The organism is Actinocrispum sp. NPDC049592 (genome assembly GCF_040675465.1).
In the GTDB taxonomy this organism is placed as follows: Bacteria; Actinomycetota; Actinomycetes; order Mycobacteriales; family Pseudonocardiaceae; genus Kibdelosporangium.
Map to the genome: position 1 here is coordinate 93,247 of NZ_JBFAPA010000028.1, position 25,293 is coordinate 118,539.

Below are 25,293 nucleotides of genomic sequence, written 5' to 3' on the forward strand. Positions count from 1 at the left end.
TGAAAGTCACCCCCAGTAGCGTGAGAATTGTTTTCCCGGAGGCGAGGGGACGTGGTCGCGATGGGCGACGAGGAGGTGCTGCTCGGCTACCTCAAGCGGGCCACCGCCGACCTCCTCGACACCCGGGAACGCCTGGCCGGGCTCGAACGCGGTACGGCACCCATCGCCATTGTCTCGATGAGCTGCCGCTATCCCGGAGCCGACACACCTGAACGGCTCTGGGATCTGATCGCGTCCGGAACCGATGTCATCGCCGGGTTCCCGGCCAACCGGGGCTGGCCCGACGACGTCGACACCGTCACCCGCAGCGGCGGCTTCCTCGCCGACCCGGGGCAGTTCGACGCGGCCTTCTTCGACATCAGCCCGGACGAGGCCCGCGCGATGGACCCCCAACAGCGTCTGCTTCTGGAGCTGTCCTGGGAAGCGATCGAACGTGCGGGCATCGACCCACTGTCTCTCAAGGGAAGCCCGACCGGCGTGTATGCGGGTGTGATGTACCGCGACTACGCCATGGGTCGTCAGCCTGGCAGTGTCAGCGGTGGCAGCCTGGTCACCGGTCAGCTCGCCTACACCCTGGGCCTGGAAGGTCCGGCGATCACTGTCGACACCGCGTGTTCGTCCTCTTTGGTCGCTCTCCACCTGGCCATGCAGGCGTTGCGGCGAGGTGAATGTTCGCTGGCACTTGCCGGTGGGGTAACCGTGATGGCGACGCCGGACATGCTGGTGTATCTCGGTTCGCAGGGCGGGCTGTCGGCTGACGGCCGCTGCAAGGCGTTCTCCGCCACCGCTGACGGGATGGGCTGTTCCGAGGGTGCCGGTCTGGTTGTTTTGGAGAAACTGTCAGACGCCCGGCGGCACGGGCACCCGGTACTCGCGGTGCTGCGTGGTTCGGCAGTGAACCAGGACGGCGCTTCCAACGGGATGTCCGCGCCCAACGGTCCCTCACAGCAGCGTGTGATCAAGGCCGCGCTCAAGGACGCCGGCCTGTCCACTGCGGACGTTGATGTCGTCGAGGCGCACGGCAGCGGCACCATCCTGGGAGACCCGATCGAGGCCCAGGCCGTGCTCGCGACTTACGGTCAGGATCGCACGACACCGATCTGGCTGGGCTCGGTGAAATCGAATCTTGGCCATGCCCAAGCCGCGGCGGGCATCGCGGGCTTGATCAAGATGGTCCAGGCCATCCGGCACAAGCTCATGCCGCGGACCCTGTACCTCGACGCACCGACACCGCACGTCGACTGGTCTTCGGGCGCGGTCCGGCTGCTCGCGCGGAATCGACCCTGGCCACAGAACGGCCGTCCTCGACGCGCGGCGGTGTCCTCGTTCGGGATCAGCGGAACCAACGCCCACCTGATCATCGAGCAGGCCGGGCCAGCACCGCAGGCCGCCGGTTCGTGCAGGTTGTCGGTGATCCCGTGGATCCTGTCAGCGCGAACCCCGCAAGCGCTCGCGGCACAGGCTGATCGACTGTCCAATGTGGAGGGCGACCCGGCCGGCATCGGGTTCTCGCTGGGTGCTCGCACGGCCTTTGAACACCGCGCTGCAGTCGTTGGGAGCAACCGGGACAGCCTTGACAACGGTCTCTTGGCACTGGTTCAGGGAAGACCCGCTGCGAATGTCCTGCAGGGCTCGGGAACGCCTGGGTTGACGGCATTCCTGTTCACGGGCCAGGGATCGCAACGGCTTGGCATGGGACGTGGGCTGTACGGGGCGTTTCCGCAGTTCGCCGTCGCCTTTGACTCGGTCGTCGGCGAACTGGACGAGCATCTCGACCGGCCGCTGCGTGAGGTGCTCTGGGGTGAGGACGAAGACCTGCTGAACCAGACTCAGTTCACCCAGGCCGGGGTCTTCGCGTTCGAGGTCGCGCTGTACCGGTTGCTGCGGTCGTGGGGAATCCGGCCGGACTTCGTTGCCGGGCACTCGCTGGGAGAACTGGCGGCAGCGCATGTGGCTGGTGTGTTCACGTTGGCGGATGCGGCCAAGCTCGTGGCCACCCGGGGCAGGCTAATGCAGGCCTTGCCTGAGGGCGGCGCGATGGTCGCGGTGCAGGCAGCTGAAGACGAGGTGCTGCCGTTCGTCGATGACGAGATCAGCATCGCGGCCGTCAACGGTCCGGAAGCCGTTGTGCTGTCCGGCGTCGAGCAAGCGGTCGAGTTCGTGGTGGCGAAGTTCACCGCGAGGGGCCGCAGGACCAGCAGGCTCAGGATCTCGCATGCCTCGCACTCGATCCTGATGGAACCCATGCTGACCGAGTTCCGGGTCGCTGCTCAGAGCATCCGCTACGCACGTCCGGAGATCCCGGTTGTGTCCACTGTGACCGGTTCGGTGAGTGCGAGCGTGGTGATCCCGGAGTACTGGGTGTGGAACGTCCGGCAGACCGTCCGGTTCGGCGACGCCGTTCGGACCTTGTCCGAGGAAGGCGTGACGACGTTCATCGAACTTGGCCCGGACCGGGCGCTGTGCTCGATGGGGTCTGACTGCGGAGAAGGGACTTTCATTCCAGTGCAGCGCAAGGACAGCGGTGAAGAGCGTGAACTCGTGACAGCCCTGGCTACTGCCTTCGTGCACGGTGTGGATGTCGACTGGGCCAGGGTCTTCGAGGGCGCTCGCCGGGTCGACCTGCCCACGTACCCGTTCCAACGCCAGCGTTATTGGCTGGACGCAGCGGTGGAACCGGCCGAGGTCGTTCCCGCGCCACGGTTTGAGGTCTTCGACCTCGTGGTGGCACACGTGGCCGCGGTGCTCGGGTATGAGTCGAGTGCTGAGGTCGACCCGGACCGGCCGTTGCGGGAGCTGGGACTGGACTCGATGGCCATTGTGGACCTACGCAACCGGCTCGCCGAGGCCACTGGGCGGCGGCTGCCGGCGACGGTGATGTTCGACCACCCGTCGGTCCGGGCACTGGCCGCGTTCCTGGCCGGTGAGCAACCGGCCGCCAAGGATCTGCCGGCGGACTTCGCGAGCGACGACGAGTTGTTCGAGGAACTGGACGAGCTGGGGATCTCGTAACCGGGGGAGGATGGATGGCCGACGAGGACAAGCTCCGGGAGTACCTCAGGCGCGCGACCGCCGACCTGCGCCGGCTGCGGGAACCGGTCGCCATCATCGGCATGGCCTGCCGCTTCCCCGGCGGCGTCGAGTCCCCGGAGGACCTCTGGACCCTGGTCGCCACCGGCACCGACGCCATCACCCAGAGCCCGGCCGATCGCGGCTGGTCCGATGCCCACCAGGGTGGCTTTCTGGAGAACGCCGGACTCTTCGACGCGGACCTGTTCAAGATCACTGCCCGTGAGGCCCGCGAAATGGATCCGCAGCAACGGCTCCTCCTGGAGGCCGCCTGGGAGTCGGTGTCCCGCGCGGGCATCGAACCGGCTTCGCTGCGTGGCAGCAGGACCGGTGTCTACGCCGGGGTGAGCTACCAGAACTACCCGACCGAGAACTTCGCCGGGGCGATGACCAGCGTGGCATCCGGCCGCATCGCCTACATCCTGGGACTCGAAGGCCCCGCGATCACCGTCGACACCGCATGTTCGTCCTCATTGGTCGCGCTGCATCTCGCGGTCCGGGCTGTCCGGTCGGGGGAGTGTTCGCTTGCCCTGGCCGGGGGCGCGGCGGTCATGTCCACTCCGGACTCATTCACCGGCTTCGACATGCTGGCTGCCGACGGCCGGTGCAAGTCGTTCTCGGCTGCCGCCGACGGAACAGCGTGGTCCGAGGGCGTGGGCATGATCCTGGTCGAGCGCCTGTCGGAGGCCGAACGCCTTGAACATCCCATTCTCGCGGTCATCCGTGGCTCCGCGGTCAACTCAGACGGTGCTTCCAATGGCCTCACTGCGCCAAACGGCCTAGCGCAGCAGAAGATCATCCACCAGGCGCTCGCCGACGCACGGTTGTCCGTCAGCGAGATCGACGCGGTCGAGGCCCATGGCACCGGGACGGAACTCGGCGACCCGGTTGAAGCCCAGGCCCTGGAGGCGGTCTTCGGTGAGCGGGACCGGCCGGTGTACCTGGGCTCGCTCAAGTCGAACATCGGCCACGCCCAGGCGGCGGCCGGCATCGGCGGGGTCATCAAGATGGTCCAGGCCATGCGGCACGGCGTCCTGCCCCGGACGCTCCACGTTGATCAGCCCTCGCCGCACATCGAGTGGTCCAAGGTCGAGCTGCTGACGGCGCCCGTCGACTGGCCCAGACCACGTCGAGCTGGGATCTCGTCCTTCGGCTACAGCGGCACCAACGCCCACGTGATCATCGAGGACGTCGAAACCCCGGCCACCCCCTTCCCGGCGCCTGTCTTCCATCGCCGTCACTACTGGAGCATGCCGGTCGAGAGCACGGACTGCCTGCGGCACAAGGTCGTCTGGCAGCCGGTCCCGGGCACGGCCCGCGGCACGTATGCCATCGTTACCGCAGGTCAGCGCGATCTGGCCGAGCGGATCGCGGCCGATCTGACCAGCCGGGGCGCTGAGGTGCGGTTCGACGACCTCGAAGGCGTCGACAGCGTGATCTCCCTGCTGCCGCTGGCTCGCCCGATGGTCGAGACCTTTGAGCTGATCAACGCCGGGGTGCCGGTCTGGAGTGTCACTTCGGGCGCGATCAAGGTCGACGAGACCGAGGACGTCGATCCGGCCCAGGCCGCCTACCTGGGGCTGGGCCGGGTCATCGACATCGCAGGCGATCCACAAGGGATTGTTCTCGCTGATCAGCCGGTTGCCGTGCGTCACAACGGTGTTTTCATCCGCAGGATCGTCCCGGCGCCGCTGAGTTCCGTGCAGCGGCGGCCCGACTGGCGGGCAACGACGCTGATCACCGGCGGGACCGGTGCTCTCGGCCGGCACGTGGCCCGCATGCTGGCCGAAGACGGCGCTGAACACTTGTTGCTGGTCGGCCGAACCGTCCCCGAGGTCCCCGATTTCGGGACCAGGGTGACCGTCGAGTCGTGTGATGTCCGGGACAAGGCTGCGCTCGGGGCACTTTTGGCCGAGCACGACGTCAATGCGGTGTTCCACCTCGCTGGGATGGCGCGGACAGACGTCTGGGACGCGAAGGTCCTCGGCGCCCGGCACTTGGACGAACTGCTCGATCGCCCACTCGAAGCGTTTGTGCTGTTCTCATCCGACGCGACGATTGCCAACCGCCCCGGGCAGACCGAGTATGCCTGCGCCAATGCCTTCCTCGACGGGCTTGCCCTGCGGCGCCGGGCACGTGGGCTCCGGGCGACCTCGATCGCCTGGGGTGCTTGGGACTGCGGGATGGTCGACGGGAAACTCAGGGCCTACCTGACGAAGGCCGGGACGCCGCCGATGCGGCCCGCGACCGCGATCCAGGCGCTCCGGGAGATCCTCGCCCGCGACGAGGGCAACGTGATCATCGCCGCACAGCCTGTCGCACAGGCGGATCTGGTCCGGACTCAGGTAGCCGCGGTTCTCGGCGTCCACAACCCCGCCGACATCGACGAGACCCGCACGTTCGAGGACCTCGGCTTCGATTCCCTGGCCGTGCTGGACCTGCGTAACCGGCTGAGCGAGACCACCGGCCGGACGTTGCCCGCGACTGTGGTCTACGACCATCCGACTCCGCGCAAGCTCGCGGACTTCCTCAGTGGCGCTCCGGATATCCAGGCCGAACTCGACCGGCTGGAAAAGCTGGCGCTGGCACTGCCTGCCGGCCAGGCCGCTGAGGTCGGCGCGCGGTTGCGGGCGCTGGCCACCAGGCTGTCGCCAACTCTGTCCACTGTGGATGTCAGCGGCCGGTTGGCGACGGCCGACGACGTCTTCGACTTCATCGACAAGGAACTCGGCCTCGCCTGACGCGGCCCGACCGGACCAGGGAGACGCCAGATGGCGAACGACGAGAAGCTGCTCGAGTACCTCAAGCGCGTCACCGCGGACCTGCACCAGACCCGGTTGCGCCTGCAGGAGGTCATGGGCCGCGACGCCGAACCCATCGCCGTCATCGGCATGAGCTGCCGCTATCCCGGTGAAGCCGGTTCCCCGGAAGACCTTTGGCGTCTGGTCGCCGAAGGACAGGACGCGATCGGCCCGGCCCCGGCGGATCGAGGCTGGACGACCACCCGGCAAGGGGGATTCCTCAGCGGGGCAGCCGACTTCGACGCCGACTTCTTCGGCATCAGCCCGCGCGAGGCCCTGCACACCGACCCACAACAGCGGATCATGCTCGAGATCTGCTGGGAGGCCCTGGAACGGGCCGGCATCAACCCGCACTCCGTGCGTGGTCAGCAAGTCGGGATGTTCGCGGGTTCGGGCCTCCAGGACTACGCCCATTTGGTCGATCCAGACGCGACCGGCACGTCGGCGGCCGTCATCTCCGGACGGGTGGCCTACTTGCTGGGGCTCGAAGGCCCGGCGCTCACTGTGGACACTGCTTGTTCGTCTTCCCTGGTAGCCCTGCACCTGGCGGCCCAGTCGCTGCGGCAACGGGAATGCTCGCTCGCGCTGGCCGGGGGCGTGATGGTGATGTCCACGCCATCGTCGTTCCAGGCGTTCGGCGGGATGGCTCCGGATGGCCGGTGCAAGGCCTTCTCCGAGTCGGCGGATGGCACGGGCTGGTCCGAAGGCGCTGGAGTCCTGGTGCTGGAACGGCTTTCGGACGCTCAACGCAATGGTCACGCTGTTCTGGCGCTGATCCGAGGCTCGGCGGTCAACCAGGATGGCGCCTCGAACGGTCTCACTGCGCCGAATGGGCTGGCCCAGCAACGTGTGATCCGGCAGGCCCTGGCCAACGCCCGGCTCCGGCCGATCGAGATCGACGTGGTCGAAGCGCACGGCACCGGGACGACCCTCGGCGACCCCATCGAAGCCGAAGCCCTGCGGGCGACCTACGGCCGTGACCGCGGGCGGCCGCTCCTGTTGGGTTCGCTCAAGTCGAACATCGGCCATTCGCAAGCGGCGGCCGGGGTCGGCGGGGTGATCAAGATGGTCCAGGCAATGCGGCACGGCCTGGTGCCGCAGTCCCTCCACGTGACCGAGCCGTCCGGTCACGTGGACTGGACCGGTCTGCGGCTTGTCACCGAACCCACGCCATGGCCGCGGACCGGGCACCCGCGCCGGGCCGGGGTGTCGTCGTTCGGGATCAGCGGAACCAACGCGCATGTGATCCTGGAGCAGGCGCCGCCGCTCGAAGTGGACGATGAGCCGGAGCCGGAGCACTGGCCGGCCGGGACCGTTGTCCCATGGGTGGTCTCCGGGCGGACCGCCGAAGGCCGGAAAGCCCAGGCAGAACGCCTGCTGGCGGACATCGACGACCAGATGGACATCGATCTGGCCTATTCTCTGGCTACTTCGCGGGCTTCGCTCGACCATCGCGCGGTTGTGCTGGCCGCCAACCGGGACGCGGCCATCAGCGGACTCAGAGCCGTCGCCGCAGGGGAAGGCGCACTGCAGGGTGCTGCCATGCCTGGACTGACGGCGTTCCTGTTCACTGGCCAAGGCGCGCAACGGTTGGGGATGGGACGGGAGCTGTACGCGACCTTCCCGGCGTTCGCCGACGCGATGGACGCCGTGCTGGCCCATCTCGACGTGCCGGACGTGATGTTCGGGACCGACGCGGATCTCCTGGACCAGACCGGGAACGCCCAGCCCGCGCTGTTCGCGATCGAGGTCGCGCTGTACCGGCTGGTGGAGTCCTGGGGGATCAAGCCGGACTACCTGGCCGGGCACTCGATCGGTGAGATCGCCGCCGCCCACGTCGCCGGCGTGCTGTCCCTCGAGGACGCTTGTGCGTTGATGTCCGCGCGCGGCCGGTTGATGCAGGATCTTCCGCCTGGTGGGGCCATGGTTGTGGTGCGGGCGGACGAGTTCGAGGTCGAGGCCATGCTGACCGACGGCGTCTCGATCGCGGCGGTCAACGGGCCGGACTCGATCGTGATCGCCGGACAGGAGACCGAAGTTCTCGCCATCGCCGAGCGGTTCGGCTCCACCAAACGACTCCGGGTGTCGCACGCGTTCCACTCCGTGCTGATGGACCCGATGCTGGACGAGTTCCGCCGGGTCGCGGAGACGCTCACCTACTCGGTACCGACCATCCCGATCGTGTCCACTGTGACCGGTGACGTCGCCGACGGCATGGACACCGCCGAGTACTGGGTCCGGCATGCCCGCCAGACGGTCCGGTTCGCGGACGGCCTGCGCTGCCTCGCTCAGCACGGCGTGACCCGGTTCCTCGAGCTCGGACCGGACGGCGTGCTGACGAGCATGGCGCGGCAGACCCTGAACGAAGGTCTGCTGGTGCCGACCATGCGCCGCAACCAGCCCGAGATCCACACTCTGCTGACAGCGATCTCGCGGCTGTATGTGTCTGGCGTGGACGTTGACTGGCCGTCGTTCTTCGTTGGCTCCGGCGGTCGGCGGGTGGACCTGCCGACGGCCGCGTTCCAGCGCCGCCGATACTGGCCGACGACCGAGCGGCCCATTGCGGACGCTGTGGTGTCAATGGCGGACGCGGACCGAGTCGTCCTGACGGGACACCTGTCGGTCGAATCCCAGCCGTGGCTGGCGGACCATGTGATCGGTGGCGAGGTTCTGTTCCCGGCAACGGGGTTCGTGGAGCTGGCGATGCAGGCCGGAGGCTCGGGTCTGGCCGAGCTGACCTTGCAGAAGCCGCTCGTCGTGTCCGGGCGGATGGAGATCCAGGTCATCGTCGATGGCCGGAAGGTGACCATCCACTCGCGACAGAATGACGAGCCGTGGATCATGCATGCGGAGGGCACTCTGGCCCCGGCGAGCGACCCGGTTTTCGAAGTCACCTGGCCGCCCGAGGGAGAGCGGCTGGATCCGGGCGAGCTGTATGCGGACCTGAGTTATGGCCCGAAGTTCCAGGGCGTGCAGGCGTTGTGGCGTAACGGCGATGAGATCCTCGCGGAGGTCGCGCTGCCCGCCGAGGGCAAGTACGGCATCCATCCGGCCTTGTTCGACGCCTGTCTGCATGGTGCCCGGTTGCTGTTCGACCAGCCGGTGATGCCTTTTGCCTGGTCTGGGGTGGATCTGCACTCCTCGGAGGCGAGCAGGCTGCGGGTTCGGCTGCGCCCGGCCGGTCCGAACGCGATCACCTTGATCGCCACCGACGACACCGGACGGCCGGTGCTGTCGGTGGACTCGCTGGTGCTCCGGCCGATCGGGGAGACCAAGGCCGCCGAGGCGCACCACGAGGACCTGTTCGAGGTGGTCTGGACACCGGTCGAGGTGACCCAGGGCAGGGTGTCCACAATGGAATGGGACGACCTGTACGGGCCGATGGATCTCGGGCCGGTACCGGACATCGTGTTCATCCGGCCGGACAACGCCGACGTGCACCTGGCCACGCGCAAGATGTTGTCGGCCATGCAGTGCTGGCTCCAGGACGAGCGGTTCGCCCCGTCCCGGCTGCTCGTTCTCACCAGTGGCGCGATGGCATTGCCCGGCGAGGACGTCACCGATCTGGCGGGCGCGGCGATCTGGGGAATGGTCCGGACCGCCCAGATCGAGACACCGGACCGGTTCCTGATCGCGGACATCGACGACACCGGCGACATCGCGGCCATCGTCGCTTCGGACGAGCCGCAGTCGATCGTCCGCGCCGGCACTCTCTACGGCGCCCGCCTCTCCAGGACCCACGCTGCCGCGAAGCAAGTCAGCTTGCACGGAACGGTGCTGGTCACGGGTGCGAGCGGCAAGCTGGGCCGGCTCGTCTGCGAACACCTGGTGAATCATTACGGTGTCAGGAAACTGGTACTGGCGAGCCGGGAAGGTCAAGAGGCGCCGGATCTCGACGCCGACATCACCGTGGTGGCCTGCGACGTCGCCAACCGGGACGAGGTGGCGGCCCTGCTGGCCGAGCATCCGGTGAATGGTGTGGTCCACCTCGCCGGGGTGCTCGACGACGGCACGATCGCGTCGATGACGCCCGAGCGGATGTCGGAGGTGTTGCGGCCCAAGGTCGACGCGGTGATCAACCTGCACGACCTCACCGAGAACCTGACGGCGTTCGTGCTGTTCTCGTCGGTCAGCGGCGTGCTCGGCTCACCCGGTCAGGTCAACTACGCCGCCGCGAACGCTTTCATGGACGCGTTCGCGACCCATCGCCGGGCCAATGGTCAAGCGGCGCAGTCGCTTGCGTGGGGACTGTGGTCCGGTGGGATGGCCGACCGGGCCGATCTGGACCGCATCCGGCAGACGGGGATCGGCACGTTGACCGACGCCGAAGGCCTGGCGCTGTTCGACGCGGCCATCCGGCGGGATGCGCCTGTGCTCGTCCCGATGCGATGGGACCGGCGGCCCATGGGGGACGCGGACGAAACGCCCTTGTTGTTTCGTCTCGTGGGCCGCGACCGGTGGCGGAGTGCCCAGGCCCCAAGCCCGCCCGATGCCCTGGCGGACCGTCTGGCCCGGCTCGGCCAACCGGACCGCGAAGCGGCTGTTCTGGACCTTGTCCGGACCCAGGTGGCGCTGACCCTCGGCCATCCGGCCACAGTGGACCTGGACCGGACCTTCGCCGATCTCGGGTTCGACTCGCTGAGCGTGGTCGAGTTCCGGGACGCTCTGGCCGCCGAGCTGGGAATCGCGCTGCCTGCGACGCTCGGGTTCGACTTCCCGACCCCGAACCTGCTGGCCCGGCACCTGTCCCGTGGCGGGTTCCAGCCCGCCCCGGTGGCATCGGACAGTTCCGGTGACGAGATCGCCATCGTGGCCATGGCCTGCCGTTATCCCGGTGGGGTGTCGTCACCGGACGACCTGTGGCGGATGGTCCAGTTCGGCACGGACGCGATCGGCGGGTTCCCGGACAACCGCGGCTGGGACATCGACCACCTCGACACGGCCACTGGTGAGGGCGGATTCCTCTATGAGGCAGGGGAGTTCGACCCGGGCTTCTTCGGGATCAGCCCGAACGAGGCCGCGACCATGGATCCACAGCAGTACTTGTTGCTGGAGACCGCTTGGGAGGCCTTCGAACGGGCCGGGATCGACCCGGCGGCCCTGAAAGGCAGCCAGACCGGGTTCTTCGCCGGGATGATGTACCACGACTACCCGGCCAACAGCAGCACCGGCGCCCTGGCCTCGGGCCGAGTGTCCTATGTGTTCGGTCTCGAAGGACCGTCGATCACTGTGGACACCGCGTGCTCGTCGTCTTTGGTCGCCTTGCACCTCGCGGTGCAGGCACTGCGCTCAGGGGAGTGTTCGCTGGCTTTGGCCGGTGGTGTCGCGGTGATGGCCACGCCGGAGACGTTCGTGGAGTCCACCAGGCAGGGCGGGCTGTCGGCGGATGGGCGTTGCAAGGCGTTTGCCGAAGGTGCGGACGGTGCCGGCTGGGCCGAGGGCGTGGGCATGCTCCTGGTCGAACGGCTCGCGGATGCCCGCCGCAACGGCCATCCGGTGCTGGCGATCGTGAGGGGCACGGCGACCACCCAGGACGGCACCTCGAACGGCCTCACTGCTCCGAATGGACCAGCGCAGCAACGCGTGATCCTGCAGGCGTTGGCCAACGCCCGTCTGTCCCCTTCGGACGTTGACGTGGTGGAAGGCCACGGAACCGGGACGGTGCTAGGCGATCCCATCGAGGCCCAGGCCGTGATCGCCGCCTATGGGCACGACCGCTCCGAGCCCCTGTGGTTGGGTTCGGTGAAGTCGAACATGGGGCACACGCAGGCGGCTTCCGGTGTCGCCGGGATCATCAAGATGGTCGAAGCCATGCGGCACGGTGTCATGCCGAAAACGCTGCACGTCGACGAACCGGCATCGCATGTGCGGTGGGGCAACGTCCGGCTGCTGACCGAGGCACGGGAGTGGACTGGACCGGTTCGCCGGGCGGGTGTGTCGTCGTTCGGCATCAGTGGGACGAACGCGCACGTGATCATCGAACAGGCGCCCGTCGTCGATCTGCCCGAGCCGGACCAGCCGGCCATGGTGCCGTGGGTGCTCTCCGCGAAGACACCGCAGGCGCTGCAGGAGCAGGCTGAGCGGCTGGTGTCGCATGTGGACGGGCTGAACACCGTCGACGTCGGGTTCTCGCTGGCCGGGCGGGTTACGTTCGACCATCGAGCGGTGATCATCGGTGAGCCCGACCAGCTCATGACGGGGCTGGCCGCGTTGGCCACCGGACAAGGGCCCGGCTTCCTCCGTGGGTCGGGCCGAACCAGAGGCGCAACAGCGTTTTTGTTCACCGGAGGTGCCTCGGACGCAGGTCACGAGCTGTGTGATGCGTATCCGGGGTTCGCCCGGGCTTTTGCCGACGGGCTTGAGGTCGCGCTCTACCGGCTGTTGGACTCGTGGGGCGTTGTGCCTGCCTTCGTCGCTGGTCCGAGGGCTGAGGAGATCGCTCCTGGGATCCCTGCGGTGAGCGGGGACCTGGCCGGGGCGATCGGTGAGCTGGCCGCTCAAGGAGTGACCCGGTTCGTCGAGGTCGGGGCGGACTCGACTGGTCTGGTCCAGCAGGTCGCGCCGGAGGCGATCGTCATCCCGTTGCTCCGGCCGGGGAAGCCCGAGGTCGCCAGCCTGTTGATGGCGATGGGGCAGCTGTACGTGACCGGCGGGACGGTGGACTGGGCCAGGCTCCTGCCGGGTGGGCGTCTGGTCGACCTGCCTACGTACGCGTTCCAGCGTCAGCGGTTCTGGTCGGTCGCTGGGCGGTTCGAACCCATGTCCACTGTGGAGCTGGCGTCCGGTGGCGTCGTGCTCACCGGACCGGTGTCGACGGAAGCGCAGCCGTGGCTCGCCGACCACGAGGTGATGGGCAACGTGCTCATGCCCGGCACCGGGTTCGTCGAGCTGGCGCTGCGCGCGGGCGCCCAGATGGGCTGCACCACGATCGAGGAACTCACCCTGCTGACGCCGCTGGTGATGGATGGCGAAGTCCAGCTGCAGGTCTCCGTGACCGGCACGCGTGAGGTCCAGATCCACGCCCAACGCGAGCACGAGCCTTGGACTCTGCACGCGGAAGGCCGGTTGAGCGAGCGTACGAACATGATGGCTGACCTCGGCGAGTGGCCACCCCGAGGCGCGACCCCTATGGATCTCGGGTCACCATACGAACGGCTGCTGGACAAGGGGTTCGCCTACGGCCGGGCGTTCCGAGGACTGCGAACGGCCTGGCGGCACGGCGACGACCTGTATGCCGAGGTCGCGCTGCCGATGCAGGGCGAGTACGCCATCCATCCGGCTTTGCTCGACGCGGCAATGCATGTCGCCATGCTCGACGGCTCCGGCACCTTGCTTCCGTTCGTGTGCAAGAACGTCACGCTGCACGGTCCGGCCTCACCGATGGCCCGGGTCCGGATCACCCGGCCGGCCGCGGACAGCATCTCGCTGGAGATCGCGGACGGCTCCGGGCATCCGGTGCTGTCGGCGGGGTCCATTGTGGGCAGACCCGCGATGGGAACCGAGTCGATGTACAAGATCGACTGGACCGCCGTTCCGTTGCCCGCCACCGCCGAGGCCATCGACGTGCTGGAATGCGTGACGCCGGAAGGGGATGTGCCGTCGGCGGTCCGGGCAGTCCTGGACCGGGTGTTGCCGGCGCTTCGGGGCGCGCCGGGCAGGCTCGCGGTGGTCACCAGGGCCGGCGACCTGTGCCAGGCAGCGGTCTGGGGCCTCGTCCGGGCGGCCCAGGCGGAGAACCCCGGTCAGTTCTTCCTGGTCGAGGTGGACAGCGCCAAGTCCGGCCAGCTCACCTTGCGGGCGGTGGCGTCCGGCGAACCCGAACTGGCGATCCGGGACGGCGAGCTGTACGTCCCGCGCCTGGTCAAGATCGCCGTGCCTCGCAACCCGGTCACCCTGCGGGGGACGGTCTTGATTACGGGCGGTACCAGCGGTGTTGGCGCGCACATCGCCCGACAGCTTGCCCGGCAGGGCATCCGGCTCGTGCTCGCGAGCAGGCGGGGACCCGACGCTCCTGAGGCCGCCGGGCTGGCCGAGTTGGGTGCGGTCATCGAGGCGTGCGACGTGTCGGACCGGGACTCGGTCGCCGCCCTGCTGGCGAGACACCAGATCAACGCGGTCATCCACGCAGCGGGAGCGTTCGACAACGGCATGATCGGATCGTTGACCCCGGACCGCATGGACACCGTGCTGAAGCCGAAGGTCGACGGTGCCTGGCACCTGCACGAACTGGCGTCAGATCTGGACGCGTTCATCCTGATCTCCTCGGTGGGCGGTCTGGTTCTGCCTGGTGGCCAAGGGAACTATGCGGCCGCGAACGTTTTCCTCGACGCTCTTGCCGCCTACCGCGCCGCTCAGGGGCTTCCGGCGGTGTCAGTCTCCTTTGGACAGTGGGATGGCGTGGGACGGCAGCGCCCGGGTCGCAAAGCCATACCTGCCTTGAGCGTGGACGACTCTCTAACACTGTTCGAGACGGCGATCTCCGCAGGTGAGACGCACCTCGTTGCGATGCGGTTGGGGCAGCTCGGCGGCGACGTCCCGGCTCTGCTGCGCGGGATGACCACCGCGGCGCCGGTCCAGAGCGACATTCTTGAGCTGGTCCGGGAGTTCGCCGCGGCGATCCTGGGACACTCTGGGCCGGAAGCGATCGAACCGGACCGGCCGTTCCAGGAGCTGGGCTTCGACTCACTCGCCGCCGTTGAGCTGCGCAATCAGCTGAGCGCGGCCACCGGACGCCGGCTCCCGGCGACCCTCGCGTTCGACTACCCGACCGCGCAGGCCGTCGCAGATCTCCTGACCGAGTCTTCCGTTGAGCCGCAACCGGTGGCGGCGCGGGCTTCGGACGATCCGATCGCGGTGATCGGGATGAGCTGCCGGTATCCGGGCGGGGTGACCTCGCCGGATCTGTTGTGGGAGCTGGTCGCGAACGGGATCGACGCGATTTCGGAGTTCCCGGCCGATCGTGGCTGGGATGAGCGTGTGTACGACCCACAGCCAGGCAAACCAGGCAAGACGTACACGCGCCAGGGCGGGTTCCTGTACGACGCCGCGGACTTCGACGCGGGCATGTTCGGGATCAGCCCGGCCGACGCGCTGACAATGGACCCGCAGCAACGGCTTCTGCTGGAGACCTCGTGGGAGGCGTTGGAGAGTGCCGGAATCGACCCGGCCACGCTGAAAGGCAGCCCCACCGGGGTATTCGCCGGGCTGATGTACCACGACTACGGCCTGGGTGTGCAGTCGGCGATGACCGCTGGCGGCAGCCTGGCCTCGGGCCGAACCTCGTACGCGTTCGGTCTCGAAGGGCCAGCGGTCACTGTGGACACCGCGTGTTCGTCCTCGTTGGTCGCTCTTCATCTGGCCGCGCAGGCATTGCGGTCGGGTGAGTGCTCGCTGGCGCTGGCCGGTGGCGTGGCTGTGATGGGCACGCCGGGCATGTTCATCGAGTTCAGCAGGCAGCGTGGGTTGGCCGCCGACGGCCGCAGTAAGCCGTTCTCGGCCGACGCGGACGGTACGAGCTGGGCCGAAGGCGCCGGAGTGCTGTTGCTGGAACGGCTCTCGGACGCACAGCGCAACGGTCATCCGGTGCTGGCGATCCTCCGGAGCACGGCGATCAACCAGGACGGCGCGTCCAACGGCATGACCGCGCCGAACGGCCCCGCCCAGCAACGTGTGATCCGCCAGGCGCTCGCCAACGCCGGTCTGTCCCCTTCGGACATCGACGTCGTCGAGGCACACGGCACCGGCACGACCTTGGGTGACCCGATCGAGGCGCAGGCCGTGCTGGCGACCTACGGACAGGACCGGGACGAGCCGCTCTGGCTGGGGTCGGTCAAGTCCAACATCGGCCACACCCAGGCGGCGTCCGGGGTGGCCGGGGTGATCAAGATGATCCAGGCGATCCGGCACGGCATCCTGCCCAAGACCCTGCATTCCGCCCGGCCGACGGACAAAGTGGACTGGGGCTCCGGAAACGTGCGGCTGCTGACCGAGGCCCAGGAGTGGGTGGAGAACGGCCATCCGCGCCGGGCCGGGATCTCCTCGTTCGGCATCAGCGGCACCAACGCCCACGTGATCATCGAACAGGCCCCCGATCCTGGCAAGCGGGCCAAACCCGCTATGGCGTCGGCGATTCCCTGGGTGCTGTCCGGCAAGACACCGGCGGCGTTGTCAGCGCAGGCCGCGAAGCTGCTGTCCCATGTGGAGGAAGACCCGGAACTGAACCCGATCGACATCGGTTTCTCGCTCGCGACCGGCCGAGCCGTACTGCCGCATCGTGCGACAGTTGTCGGCGCCAACCGAACGAAGCTCACGCAGGCACTGACCGCACTGGCCGAGGGGCAGAGCCTGCAGGGAGTGGTGAAAGGCAACGGGGAGCTCGACGGGTCGACGGCGTTCCTGTTCACCGGCCAAGGCGCGCAACGACTCGGGATGGGACAGGAACTGCACGCCACCTATCCGGTGTTCGCGCAGGCGTTCGACGAGGTCGTCGCCGAGCTGGACAAGAGCCTGGACATGCCGCTGTGCGGGGTGATCTGGGGCGGGGACGAGGAACTGGTCAACCAGACGGTGTTCACCCAGGCCGGGTTGTTCGCCGTCGAGGTGGCGCTGTTCCGGTTGCTGGAGTCCTGGGGCGTCCGGCCCGGCTACCTGGCCGGCCACTCGATCGGCGAGATCACCGCCGCATACCTGGCAGGCGTGTTCTCGCTGGCCGACGCGGCGACACTGGTGGCCGCGCGGGGCTGGTTGATGCAGGAGTTGCCCGCGGGCGGGGCGATGGCCGCGATCCAGGCCGGCGAGGACGAGGTCGCGCCGATGATGACCGGCAAGGTGACCATCGCCGCGGTCAACGGCCCGAGCTCCGTCGTGATCTCCGGCGCCGAGCACATTGTGGTCGAGGTGGCCGCCAGGTTCGCCGCTCAAGGCCGCCGGGCCGATCGCCTGCGGGTGTCGCACGCGTTCCACTCGTGCCACATGGACCCGATGCTGGCCGATTTCCGGGCCGTGCTGGAAGGTCTGACGTATCACCTGCCGCGGATTCCCGTGGTGTCCAGCGTGACCGGTGAGTTCGCTGATTGGCTGGACACGCCGGACTACTGGGTGCGGCACGCTCGCGAGACCGTTCGGTTCGGCGACAGCATCAAGTTCCTGCGACGTAAAGGTGCTACCCGGTTCGTTGAGCTGGGACCGGATGGCGTGCTCACCGGCATGGCCGAGCAGAGCGTTCCGGATGCCGTGCTGGTACCCGTGATCCGGCGCAACCGGCCAGAGACCAACGGTGTTGTCACCGCCCTGGCCCAGCTGCACGTGTCCGGTGTGGACGTCGACTGGCGCGCCTTCTTCGCGGGCTCGAACGCTCGATTGGTCGACCTGCCGACCTATGCGTTCCAGCGGTCCAGGTACTGGATCGAACCGGCTGTGATGACCGGCGATGTGTCGGCGGTCGGGCAGATCCCCGATGACCATCCGCTGCTCGGGGCGGCGGTGCCGGCGCCGGACTCGGACAGCATGATCTTCACTGGACGACTGTCCACAAGCGACCAGCCGTGGCTCGCCGAACACCAGGTGCGGGGCTCGACCCTGCTGCCCGGCTCCGCGTTCGTCGACCTGGTCCTGCACGCCGGTGCGCAGGTCGGATGTGGGGTCGTCGAGGAACTCACGCTGCTGGAGCCGTTGACCACCCTGGACGTCTCGATCCAGGTCGTCGTTGGCGCGCCGGACGAGACCGGGCGACGGCCGGTCCGTGTGTACGCGCACAAGGACACGTGGGTCCGCCATGCCGAGGGCATTCTCGCTTCCGCAACGGTGTTACCGGACTTTTCGCTCACCGAATGGCCGCCGCCGGGCGCGATCCCGCAGGACATCGCGTTGTACGAGACCCTCGCTGAGTCCGGCTTCGGCTACGGCCGGGCGTTCCAGGGTGTGCAGGCGGTCTGGCGGCGCGGGGACGACCTGTTCGCCGAGGTCACGCTGCCGGTGCCGGGGGACAGGTTCGTCATCCACCCGGCTCTGCTCGACGCGGCGATGCACCCGTTGGCACTGGAAGCCTCGACACAGGCGCTGGTGCCGTTCTCCTGGCACGGTGTTTCGGTTCATCGGGCCGGGGCGAGCGCGGTTCGAGTCCGGTTGCGGCCGGTGGAAGGCGGGACGTCGATCGTCATCGCCGACATGGCCGGTGTCCCCGTCGCTTCCGTGGATACCTTGGTACGGAGGCCCGCCGCGCAGGACTCGTTGCTCCGGGTGGAATGGACCGAGGTCCCCTTCGGCGAGGCGGCTGAACTTCCGGATGTGCTGATGCTGGACTCCCCGGCGGGGGAAGTGCCCGGCGCGGTCCGCTGGATCCTCGACCAGGTGCTCGCCGCCGTCCAGTGGGCACTTGTCGACGAACGCGCGCCGAAGCTCGTCATGGTCACCAAGAACGCGATGGCCACAGTGGACGGTGAGGACGTCGATGTCCGGCAGGCGCCGGTGTGGGGCGTCATGCGGGCAGCGCAGGCGGAGAACCCTGGCCGGTTCGTGCTCGTGGACATCGACGATGACGAGACCTCTCACGAGAACCTGGCCGCCGCGGTCGCCACAGGTGAACCGGAGTTGGCGCTTCGGCGCGGCAAGGTGCTCATTCCCCGGCTCACCAGAATGCCAGCCGGTGGTCCACAGTGGAGCGGTGACGGGATGGTCCTTGTCACTGGCGGGACAAGTGGGCTGGGCGCGCTCGTCGCCCGGCATCTGCACACCAACTACGGCATCCGCAACCTGCTGCTGGTGAGCCGCAGTGGTATGAACGCTCCACAGGCAGCGGCGTTGCAGGCCGAGCTGGGCGCCACGATCGAGGCGTGCGATGTGTCCGACCGCCAGGCCGTGGCGGACCTGTTGGCGAGGTATCCGGTCAGCGGGATCGTCCACGCGGCAGGCACGGCGGACAGCGGGATCGTCAGTTCGCTGTCGTCGGAACGGATGCACACAGTCCTGCAACCCAAGGCCGATGGCGCCTGGTACCTGCACGAACTCGCGGGTGACCTCGACCTGTTCGTCATGATCTCGTCCGCAGGTGGCCATGTCCTCGCCGCGGGACAAGGCAACTATGCGGCCGCGAACACCTTCCTGGACGCGTTGGCAGCACACCGCAAGGCTCGTGGGCTTCCGGCGGTATCGATGGCCTTCGGGCTGTGGGACGTCGAGACCGGACTCAGCAGGAACATCAACATGTCCAGATTGGACCGAGATGGCCTGCCTCCACTGTCGGCCGAGGAAGGGCTGAAGCTGTTCGACGCGGCCCTGGCTACGGATGCGGCGCAGGTCGTGCCACTGCGGGTGGATCTCAACGCCCGAGGCGATCGAGTGCCGTTGTTGCGGGGAATGCGGCGCAAGCCGGCGGCCCGCCGCCCGCGGCTCGATACTTTGCCCGAGGAGGAACGGAATCAGGCCATCCTCAGCCTGATCCGGGCGCAGGCGGCCGAAGTACTGGGCTATGACGAGGCCGTCGACACACGCGCGGAGTTCGCCGGACTGGGCTTCGACTCGTTGAGTGCGTTGGACCTCCGCAACCGGATCAACGACGCCACCGGGCTGGCGTTGCCCTCGATGGCCGTGTTCGACGCGCGAACCCCGGCCGGTCTCGCCGAAAAGGTGTGCCAGGAGCTGGGAAAGACCACCAAGGACACCCTCCACGACCTGTTCCTGGCCTCCATCACGGACGGGAACCTCCACAAGGGACTGTCGCTGCTCAAGGCGGTGGCAGCCCTGCGGCCCGAGTTCCACTCACCCGATGACCTCGCGGAACTCCCGGAGCCGGTCACGTTCGCCACACCCGAAGACACCCCGCGACGCCCCCGCCTGATCTGCCTGAGCACACCGACGGCGGCAGGCGGAGTCCACCAGCACGCCCGGCTCGCGGCCAAGATGCACATGCCGGTAACGGCGTTGCCAATGCCCGGCTTCAGTCCTGGTGAGAGCCTGCCGGACTCGTTCGACGCGGCGGTCTCGGTGCTCGCGGAAAGCGTGCGTCGCGCGGCCAACGGCGAACCATTCGTCCTTTTGGGATTCTCGTCTGGCGGGTTGCTGGCCCACGCGACCGCGGCCCAGCTGGAACAGCTGGGAATCAAGCCCATGGCGGTGATCCTGCTGGACACCTACCGGCTCACCGAGGAGGGCAGCGACGAAGCCGGATCCGGTGTCGTACAGCAGATGGCGTTCGCCGTGCCGACGAAGGCCGCCGAACTGGGCGCCTTCAGCAGTACCCAGCTGTCGGCGATGGGTCGCTACGTCGAACTGTTGCCCAGCTTCACCATGCGGCACGTGGCAGCGCCGGTGTTGTTCGTGCGGGCCGGTGAGCTGTTCGAGAACGGCGGTCAGGTCGCGGAGAACTGGCGCGCCACTTGGGATTCCGCGCACACGGTGCTGACCGTGCCGGGGACGCACTTCACCATCGCCGAGCAGAACGCCGGCACCACCGCGCGGGCCATCGAGGGATGGCTGGACACGGTCATCGTCGACGAGTACCTGGGAGGAACCCCTTGAGCTCCAGCACTTTCTCGATCAGCGAGCACCAGGTGGCCGAACGCCTGGACGAGTTCATGCTCGCGGCCGCCAAGATCACCCCCGGCCGGCAGGCGGTGGTGGAGGAGGACCCGAACGGCCGCCTGGTCACGATGACCTACCGCCAGCTGGAACGGCTCGTGCACGACTACGCCTTCGCGCTGGACGAGCTCGGCCTGCACATCGGCGACCGGGTGGTGATCGAGTCGAACACCTCCGCGTCGGCGATCGCCATGTTCCTGGCCTGTTCCTCGCTGGGGATCACGTTCATCCCGGTCAGTCCCGAGGTGCCGGTGCAGCGGCTGATGTCGATCATCACCACCGCGGACGCGGCTTTCCACATGCAGCCGGTCGAAGGCCCACGGCAGGACCTGCCGGCGGATGTCCCCACTGGACGGTTCGGCAGGCACGGGTTGATCGTCGGCCGCGCGCCCAGGTCGACCACCCGTCACCGCAGGGAGATCGCGCCCACGGACGCGGCCTACATGATCTTCACCTCGGGGACCACCGGCCGGCCGAAGGGCGTGGCGATGAGCCACCGCGCGGTGATCTCGTTCTACCGTGGGATGTTGTCGCACGCGATCATCACCAGCGATGCGCGGGTGGCCACGACTTCGCCGCTGCAGTGCGACTTCTCGTTGCTCGACATTGGACTCGCGCTGGGCAGCGGCGCCACTCTGGTCGCTGTGCCCCGGGACGCGGTTCGCTGGCCACGCCGGTTCCTCCGGTTCCTGCAGGACACCGGGGCGACGCAGGTGAACGGCGTGCCGACGATCTGGCGCCAGGTGCTCCGGCACGAAGCGGCCGGACTGTCCGGACTGCACCAGATCCGGGGAATCCTGTTCTCCGGCGAGAACTTCCCGCTGGCCGACCTGCGCCGGCTGCAGCAGGCGCTGCCGATGGTGCGGATCGTGAACTGCTTCGGACCCACCGAGGCCATGGCGTTCTCGCTCACCGACGTGCCCAACCCGTTGCCGCCCACGGTGAAGCGGCTCTCCATCGGGTTCGCCTACCCCGGCGCGGAGATGATGATCGTGGACGACGACGGCCACCCGATCAACCGGCCGCATGTGGTCGGCGAGATCTACATGCGCGGGCCGTCACTGTTCAACGGCTACTGGGACGATCCGGAGGCCACTCGGAGGGCGCTGGTCCTCGACCCGCTCAACCCACGATCGGGTCAGCTTGTCTATCGATCGGGCGATCTCGCCTACCGGGGCGAACACGGTGAGCTGTACTTCTGCGGCCGCGCCGACTCCCAGGTCAAGATCCGCGGCAACCGCGTGGAGCTGGGCGAGGTGGAGGGCAGGCTGGTCGAGTTCCCGGGCATCTCGGCCGCGGTGGCGTTCGTGCGGCAGCGGCCCGACCGGGACAGCGAGCTGAGCGCGTTCGTGGTGCTGGACGCCGGGGTGAGCGAGCTGGTCCAGCACGAGCTGACCGAGTTCTGCCGGGAGACGATGCCGGACTACATGGTGCCGCGGGATGTCCGCGTGCTCCCGGAACTCCCGGTGACCACCAACGGCAAGACCGACCGGGCCGCGCTCGCCGCCGCGGGCGAGATCTGACTCATTTCGACAGCGTCGCGTCGATTCCCGCCACCGCGCGGATCGCGTCGGCGAGGTCCTTGCCGTTGGGTGCTTTGTCCGGGTCCACCAGCCACTGCGCGATCACGCCGGTGAGCATGGCCAGCGCGAACGAGCCCACCGAACGGATGGAGTGCTCGTCGGAGGCGGGGTCGAGCAGCTGCAACAGGGTCGCCAGGCCGCGGCGCGCGGTCTCCTGGGCGGCGGAGAAGTACGGGCGCATCTCGGGGGAGTGCTGCAGATGGCTGAAGATCTCGAACTGCGCCACCCACAGCTGGCGGTGCTCCTCGAACATGCCGATGACCCGGGTCCACACCGACTCGAACCGCTCCAGCGGGGTGTCGTCCGGGTTGACGTTCGCCGCCAGCGCCTGGCCCAGCTCGTTGCCCCACTCCTCGGTCGCCTGCACGAGGGCGGCGTTCATCAGCGCGTCCTTGGTGCCGAAGTGGTAGCCGATCGAGCCGAGGTTGGTGTTGGACGCCGCCACGATGTCGCGGGCGGTCGTGCGCGCGAACCCCTTCTCGAGCAGGCAGCGCTTGGCGCCCTCGAGGAGCTGTTCCCGGTGTCCCATCAGCTGTCCCATCCGTAAACAGACGTTCTTCGCATGGTACGCGCCACTGTCCGGTTCGTTCACGACGAGGTCGTGAGAAATTGTGCCCAGTGGCGTGACGCTACCATGACATTTCCTCGCGCGGGTTGGCAGGCGGCTTCGCTGATTACCATGGGGATATGACCGCGTTGGCCGCAACGGCCGCCGATACCGCACGTTTCCGCGCATACGGACCTCGTCATATCGAGGCCATCGGGCGGCGGTTCGGCCTGTCCGCGACGATGGTTTCCACAATTCGCGCCCTGTCCCATGTGCTGCCATTCCGGGTGAACGATTATGTGCTGAACGAGCTGGTCGACTGGGCGGACGTGCCGGGCGACCCGCTTTTCCAGCTCACCTTCCCGCAACGCGGAATGCTCCCGCTGGCGGACGAACTCCGGCTGGCGTCACTGGAGTCCCCGGGAGCGCTGCGGGACGAGGTCCGGCGAATCCGGGCGACGCTGAATCCGCACCCGTCCGGCCAGTGGCTGAATGTGCCCATTGTGGACGGTGCCTCGTTGCCCGGGATTCAGCACAAGTATGCCGAGACGGTGTTGTACTTTCCCGGGCAGGGCCAGACCTGTCACTCGTACTGCACTTATTGTTTCCGGTGGGCCCAGTTCGTCGGCGATTCCGCGCCGCGGTTCGCCGCGCCGGACCCCGGCCGGCTGGTCGCCTACCTGCACCGGCATCCCGAGGTCAGCGACGTGCTGATGACCGGCGGCGACCCGCTGGTGATGTCCGCTTCCCGCCTGGCCGAACACCTTGAGCCGCTGCTCGCGGTGGACTCGGTGGCCACCATCAGGATCGGCACGCGGGCGCCCGCGTACTGGCCGTACCGGTTCACTTCGGACGCCGACGCCGATGCGTTGCTGCGGTTGTTCGAGCAGGTCGTGGCCTCGGGGCGGACGCTGGCCGTGATGGTGCACTTCGCGCATCCACGTGAGTTGACCACTTCTGCGGCTCTGCGGGCGCTGGTCAGGATTCGGGACACCGGGGCGGTTGTCTACTGCCAGGCACCGATTGTGGCTCATGTCAACGACGACGCCCGCACTTGGGCGGAGCTGTGGCGGCGCGAGCTGCGTGCCGGTGCGGTGCCTTACTACATGTTCGTCGAACGGGATACCGGTCCGCACAACTATTTCAAGGTTCCGCTGGCCCGCGCGGCGGAGATCTTCCAGGCGGCGTACCGGACCCTGCCGGGGCTGGCACGGACGGTACGCGGTCCGGTGATGTCCGTGACGGCGGGAAAAGTCGTCGTGGACGGGGTCACCGAGACGCCGGAGGGCCGGTTCTTCCAGTTGCGGATGCTGCAGGCGCGCGACCCCGGCCTGGTCGGACGTCCGTTCCGGGCGCGGTACAGCACCACCGCTAGCTGGTTGGACGAGTTGCACATGGACTCGGCCACACCGGCTGACATAGCTGAGGGGACAGGGGCGTGAAGGAGGCGGACAAGGACATGGCCGGCTGGAGGGTCTCACCCAACCTGGCCCTCAACCAACAGGTCGAGGCGCGCCAGGCCACCGGGGAGTCCATTGTGCACCTGGGGTTCGGGGAGGCGCGGCTGCCCGCGTTCCCGCCCCTGGTGGAACGCTTGGTCGCGGGGGCGGGCCGCAACTCGTACGGGCCGGTGGCGGGTGCGCAGGCGGTCCGGGAGGCGGTCGCCGGGTACTTCACGCGCCGACGGCTGCCGACGGACGCGTCACAGGTCGTGATCGGTCCGGGCAGCAAGCCTTTGCTGATGGCGCTGAACCTGGTGGTGCCCGGGGATGTGCTGCTGCCCAAGCCGGCGTGGAACACCTATGCGCCACAAGCGGAACTGGCCGGGAAGAAGGCGTTCCACGTGCCGATCACCGCGGCCGCCGGTGGCGTGCCGGACCCGGTCGCGTTGCGGGAGACGATCCTTGCCGCGCGGGCGTTGGGGCGGGACCCGCGGATCGTGATCGTTACGTTGCCCGACAACCCGACCGGGACGTTGGCTCCGGCCAAACTGGTGCGGGAGATCTGCACGATCGCCGAGCAGGAGGACCTGCTCATCATCTCCGACGAGATCTACCGGGACCTGGTGCACGATCCTTCGGTGTCCGTGGTGAGCCCGGCGGAGTTCGCGGGGCCGCGAACCGTTGTGACGACGGGGTTGTCGAAGAGTCTTGCCTTAGGGGGCTGGCGGATCGGGGCGGCGCGGTTCCCCGCCGGGCCTTGGGGCGAGCGGATCCGTGACGGCGTTGTGTCGTTCGCGTCCGAGGTCTGGTCCACTGTGGCCGGTCCGATGCAGGAGGTCGCCTCGTACGCTTTCGCTGAGCCGCCGGAGATCCGTGCCTACGTGGAGCAGGCGGCCCAGTTGCACGGGACGGTCGCTCGGGCCGTGCACCAGATCCTGGTGGGCGCGGGGGCGTCGTGCCGGCCGCCGGCCGGTGGGTTCTATGTGTACCCGGACTTCGGGCCGGTGCGTTCGCGGCTGGCGTTGCTCGGGGTGACGGACTCCGAGTCACTGCAACGGTATCTGGCCGACGAGCACGGGATCGTGGTGCTGGCTGGGCATCTGCTGGGGGACGACTTCGGGGCGCTGCGGTTCAAGGCGGCCACGAGCATGCTCTACGGATCGACTCCCGTGCAACAACTCGCGGCCCTGGAGGCGTCGGATCCGTTGCGGGTGCCGCACATCAGCGATGTGCTGACCCGCCTGGAGGAGGCGTTCACCAAACTCTGCGCGTGAGAG

At 68.2% G+C, this 25,293-nt stretch carries 7 protein-coding genes; 6 read left to right on the forward strand and 1 reads right to left on the reverse strand.

Annotated features, from left to right (window positions below):
- Positions 1–60 precede the first annotated feature (60 nt).
- The 4 genes from AB0J95_RS48130 to AB0J95_RS48145 are packed head-to-tail and all read left to right on the forward strand — an operon-like array spanning position 61 to position 21,967.
- The gene (locus AB0J95_RS48130; protein ID WP_364773169.1) at positions 61–3,012 is read left to right on the forward strand and encodes a beta-ketoacyl synthase N-terminal-like domain-containing protein; all 2,952 of its coding nucleotides are present in this window, start codon (positions 61–63) and stop codon (positions 3,010–3,012) included.
- A 14-nt stretch (positions 3,013–3,026) separates the two neighbouring features.
- On the forward strand, positions 3,027–5,810 hold the full coding sequence (locus AB0J95_RS48135; RefSeq protein ID WP_364773171.1) for a beta-ketoacyl synthase N-terminal-like domain-containing protein: 2,784 nt from the start codon (positions 3,027–3,029) through the stop codon (positions 5,808–5,810).
- Between the two features lie 30 nt (positions 5,811–5,840).
- Positions 5,841–20,384, forward strand: coding sequence for a type I polyketide synthase (locus AB0J95_RS48140; protein ID WP_364773172.1), 14,544 nt, complete (start codon positions 5,841–5,843; stop codon positions 20,382–20,384).
- A complete protein-coding gene (locus AB0J95_RS48145; protein ID WP_364773173.1) occupies positions 20,381–21,967 on the forward strand; it encodes an AMP-binding protein in 1,587 nt (528 codons plus the stop codon). Before AB0J95_RS48140 ends, AB0J95_RS48145 begins: the two co-directional genes overlap by 4 nt.
- A 1-nt stretch (position 21,968) precedes the next feature.
- Here AB0J95_RS48145 and AB0J95_RS48150 read toward each other — a convergent pair whose 3' ends face one another.
- Entirely contained in the window at positions 21,969–22,556 is a 588-nt protein-coding gene (locus tag AB0J95_RS48150) for a TetR/AcrR family transcriptional regulator (protein WP_364773175.1), read from the reverse strand.
- 158 nt (positions 22,557–22,714) lie between these two features.
- Between AB0J95_RS48150 and AB0J95_RS48155 the strand changes: the two genes are divergently transcribed.
- Positions 22,715–24,016, forward strand: coding sequence for a lysine 2,3-aminomutase (locus AB0J95_RS48155; RefSeq protein ID WP_364773176.1), 1,302 nt, complete (start codon positions 22,715–22,717; stop codon positions 24,014–24,016).
- Positions 24,013–25,290 carry a pyridoxal phosphate-dependent aminotransferase gene (locus AB0J95_RS48160; protein WP_364773178.1) on the forward strand — a complete coding sequence of 426 codons (1,278 nt, stop codon included), beginning with the start codon at positions 24,013–24,015 and terminating at the stop codon, positions 25,288–25,290. Before AB0J95_RS48155 ends, AB0J95_RS48160 begins: the two co-directional genes overlap by 4 nt.
- The last annotated feature ends 3 nt before the right edge of the window (positions 25,291–25,293 follow it).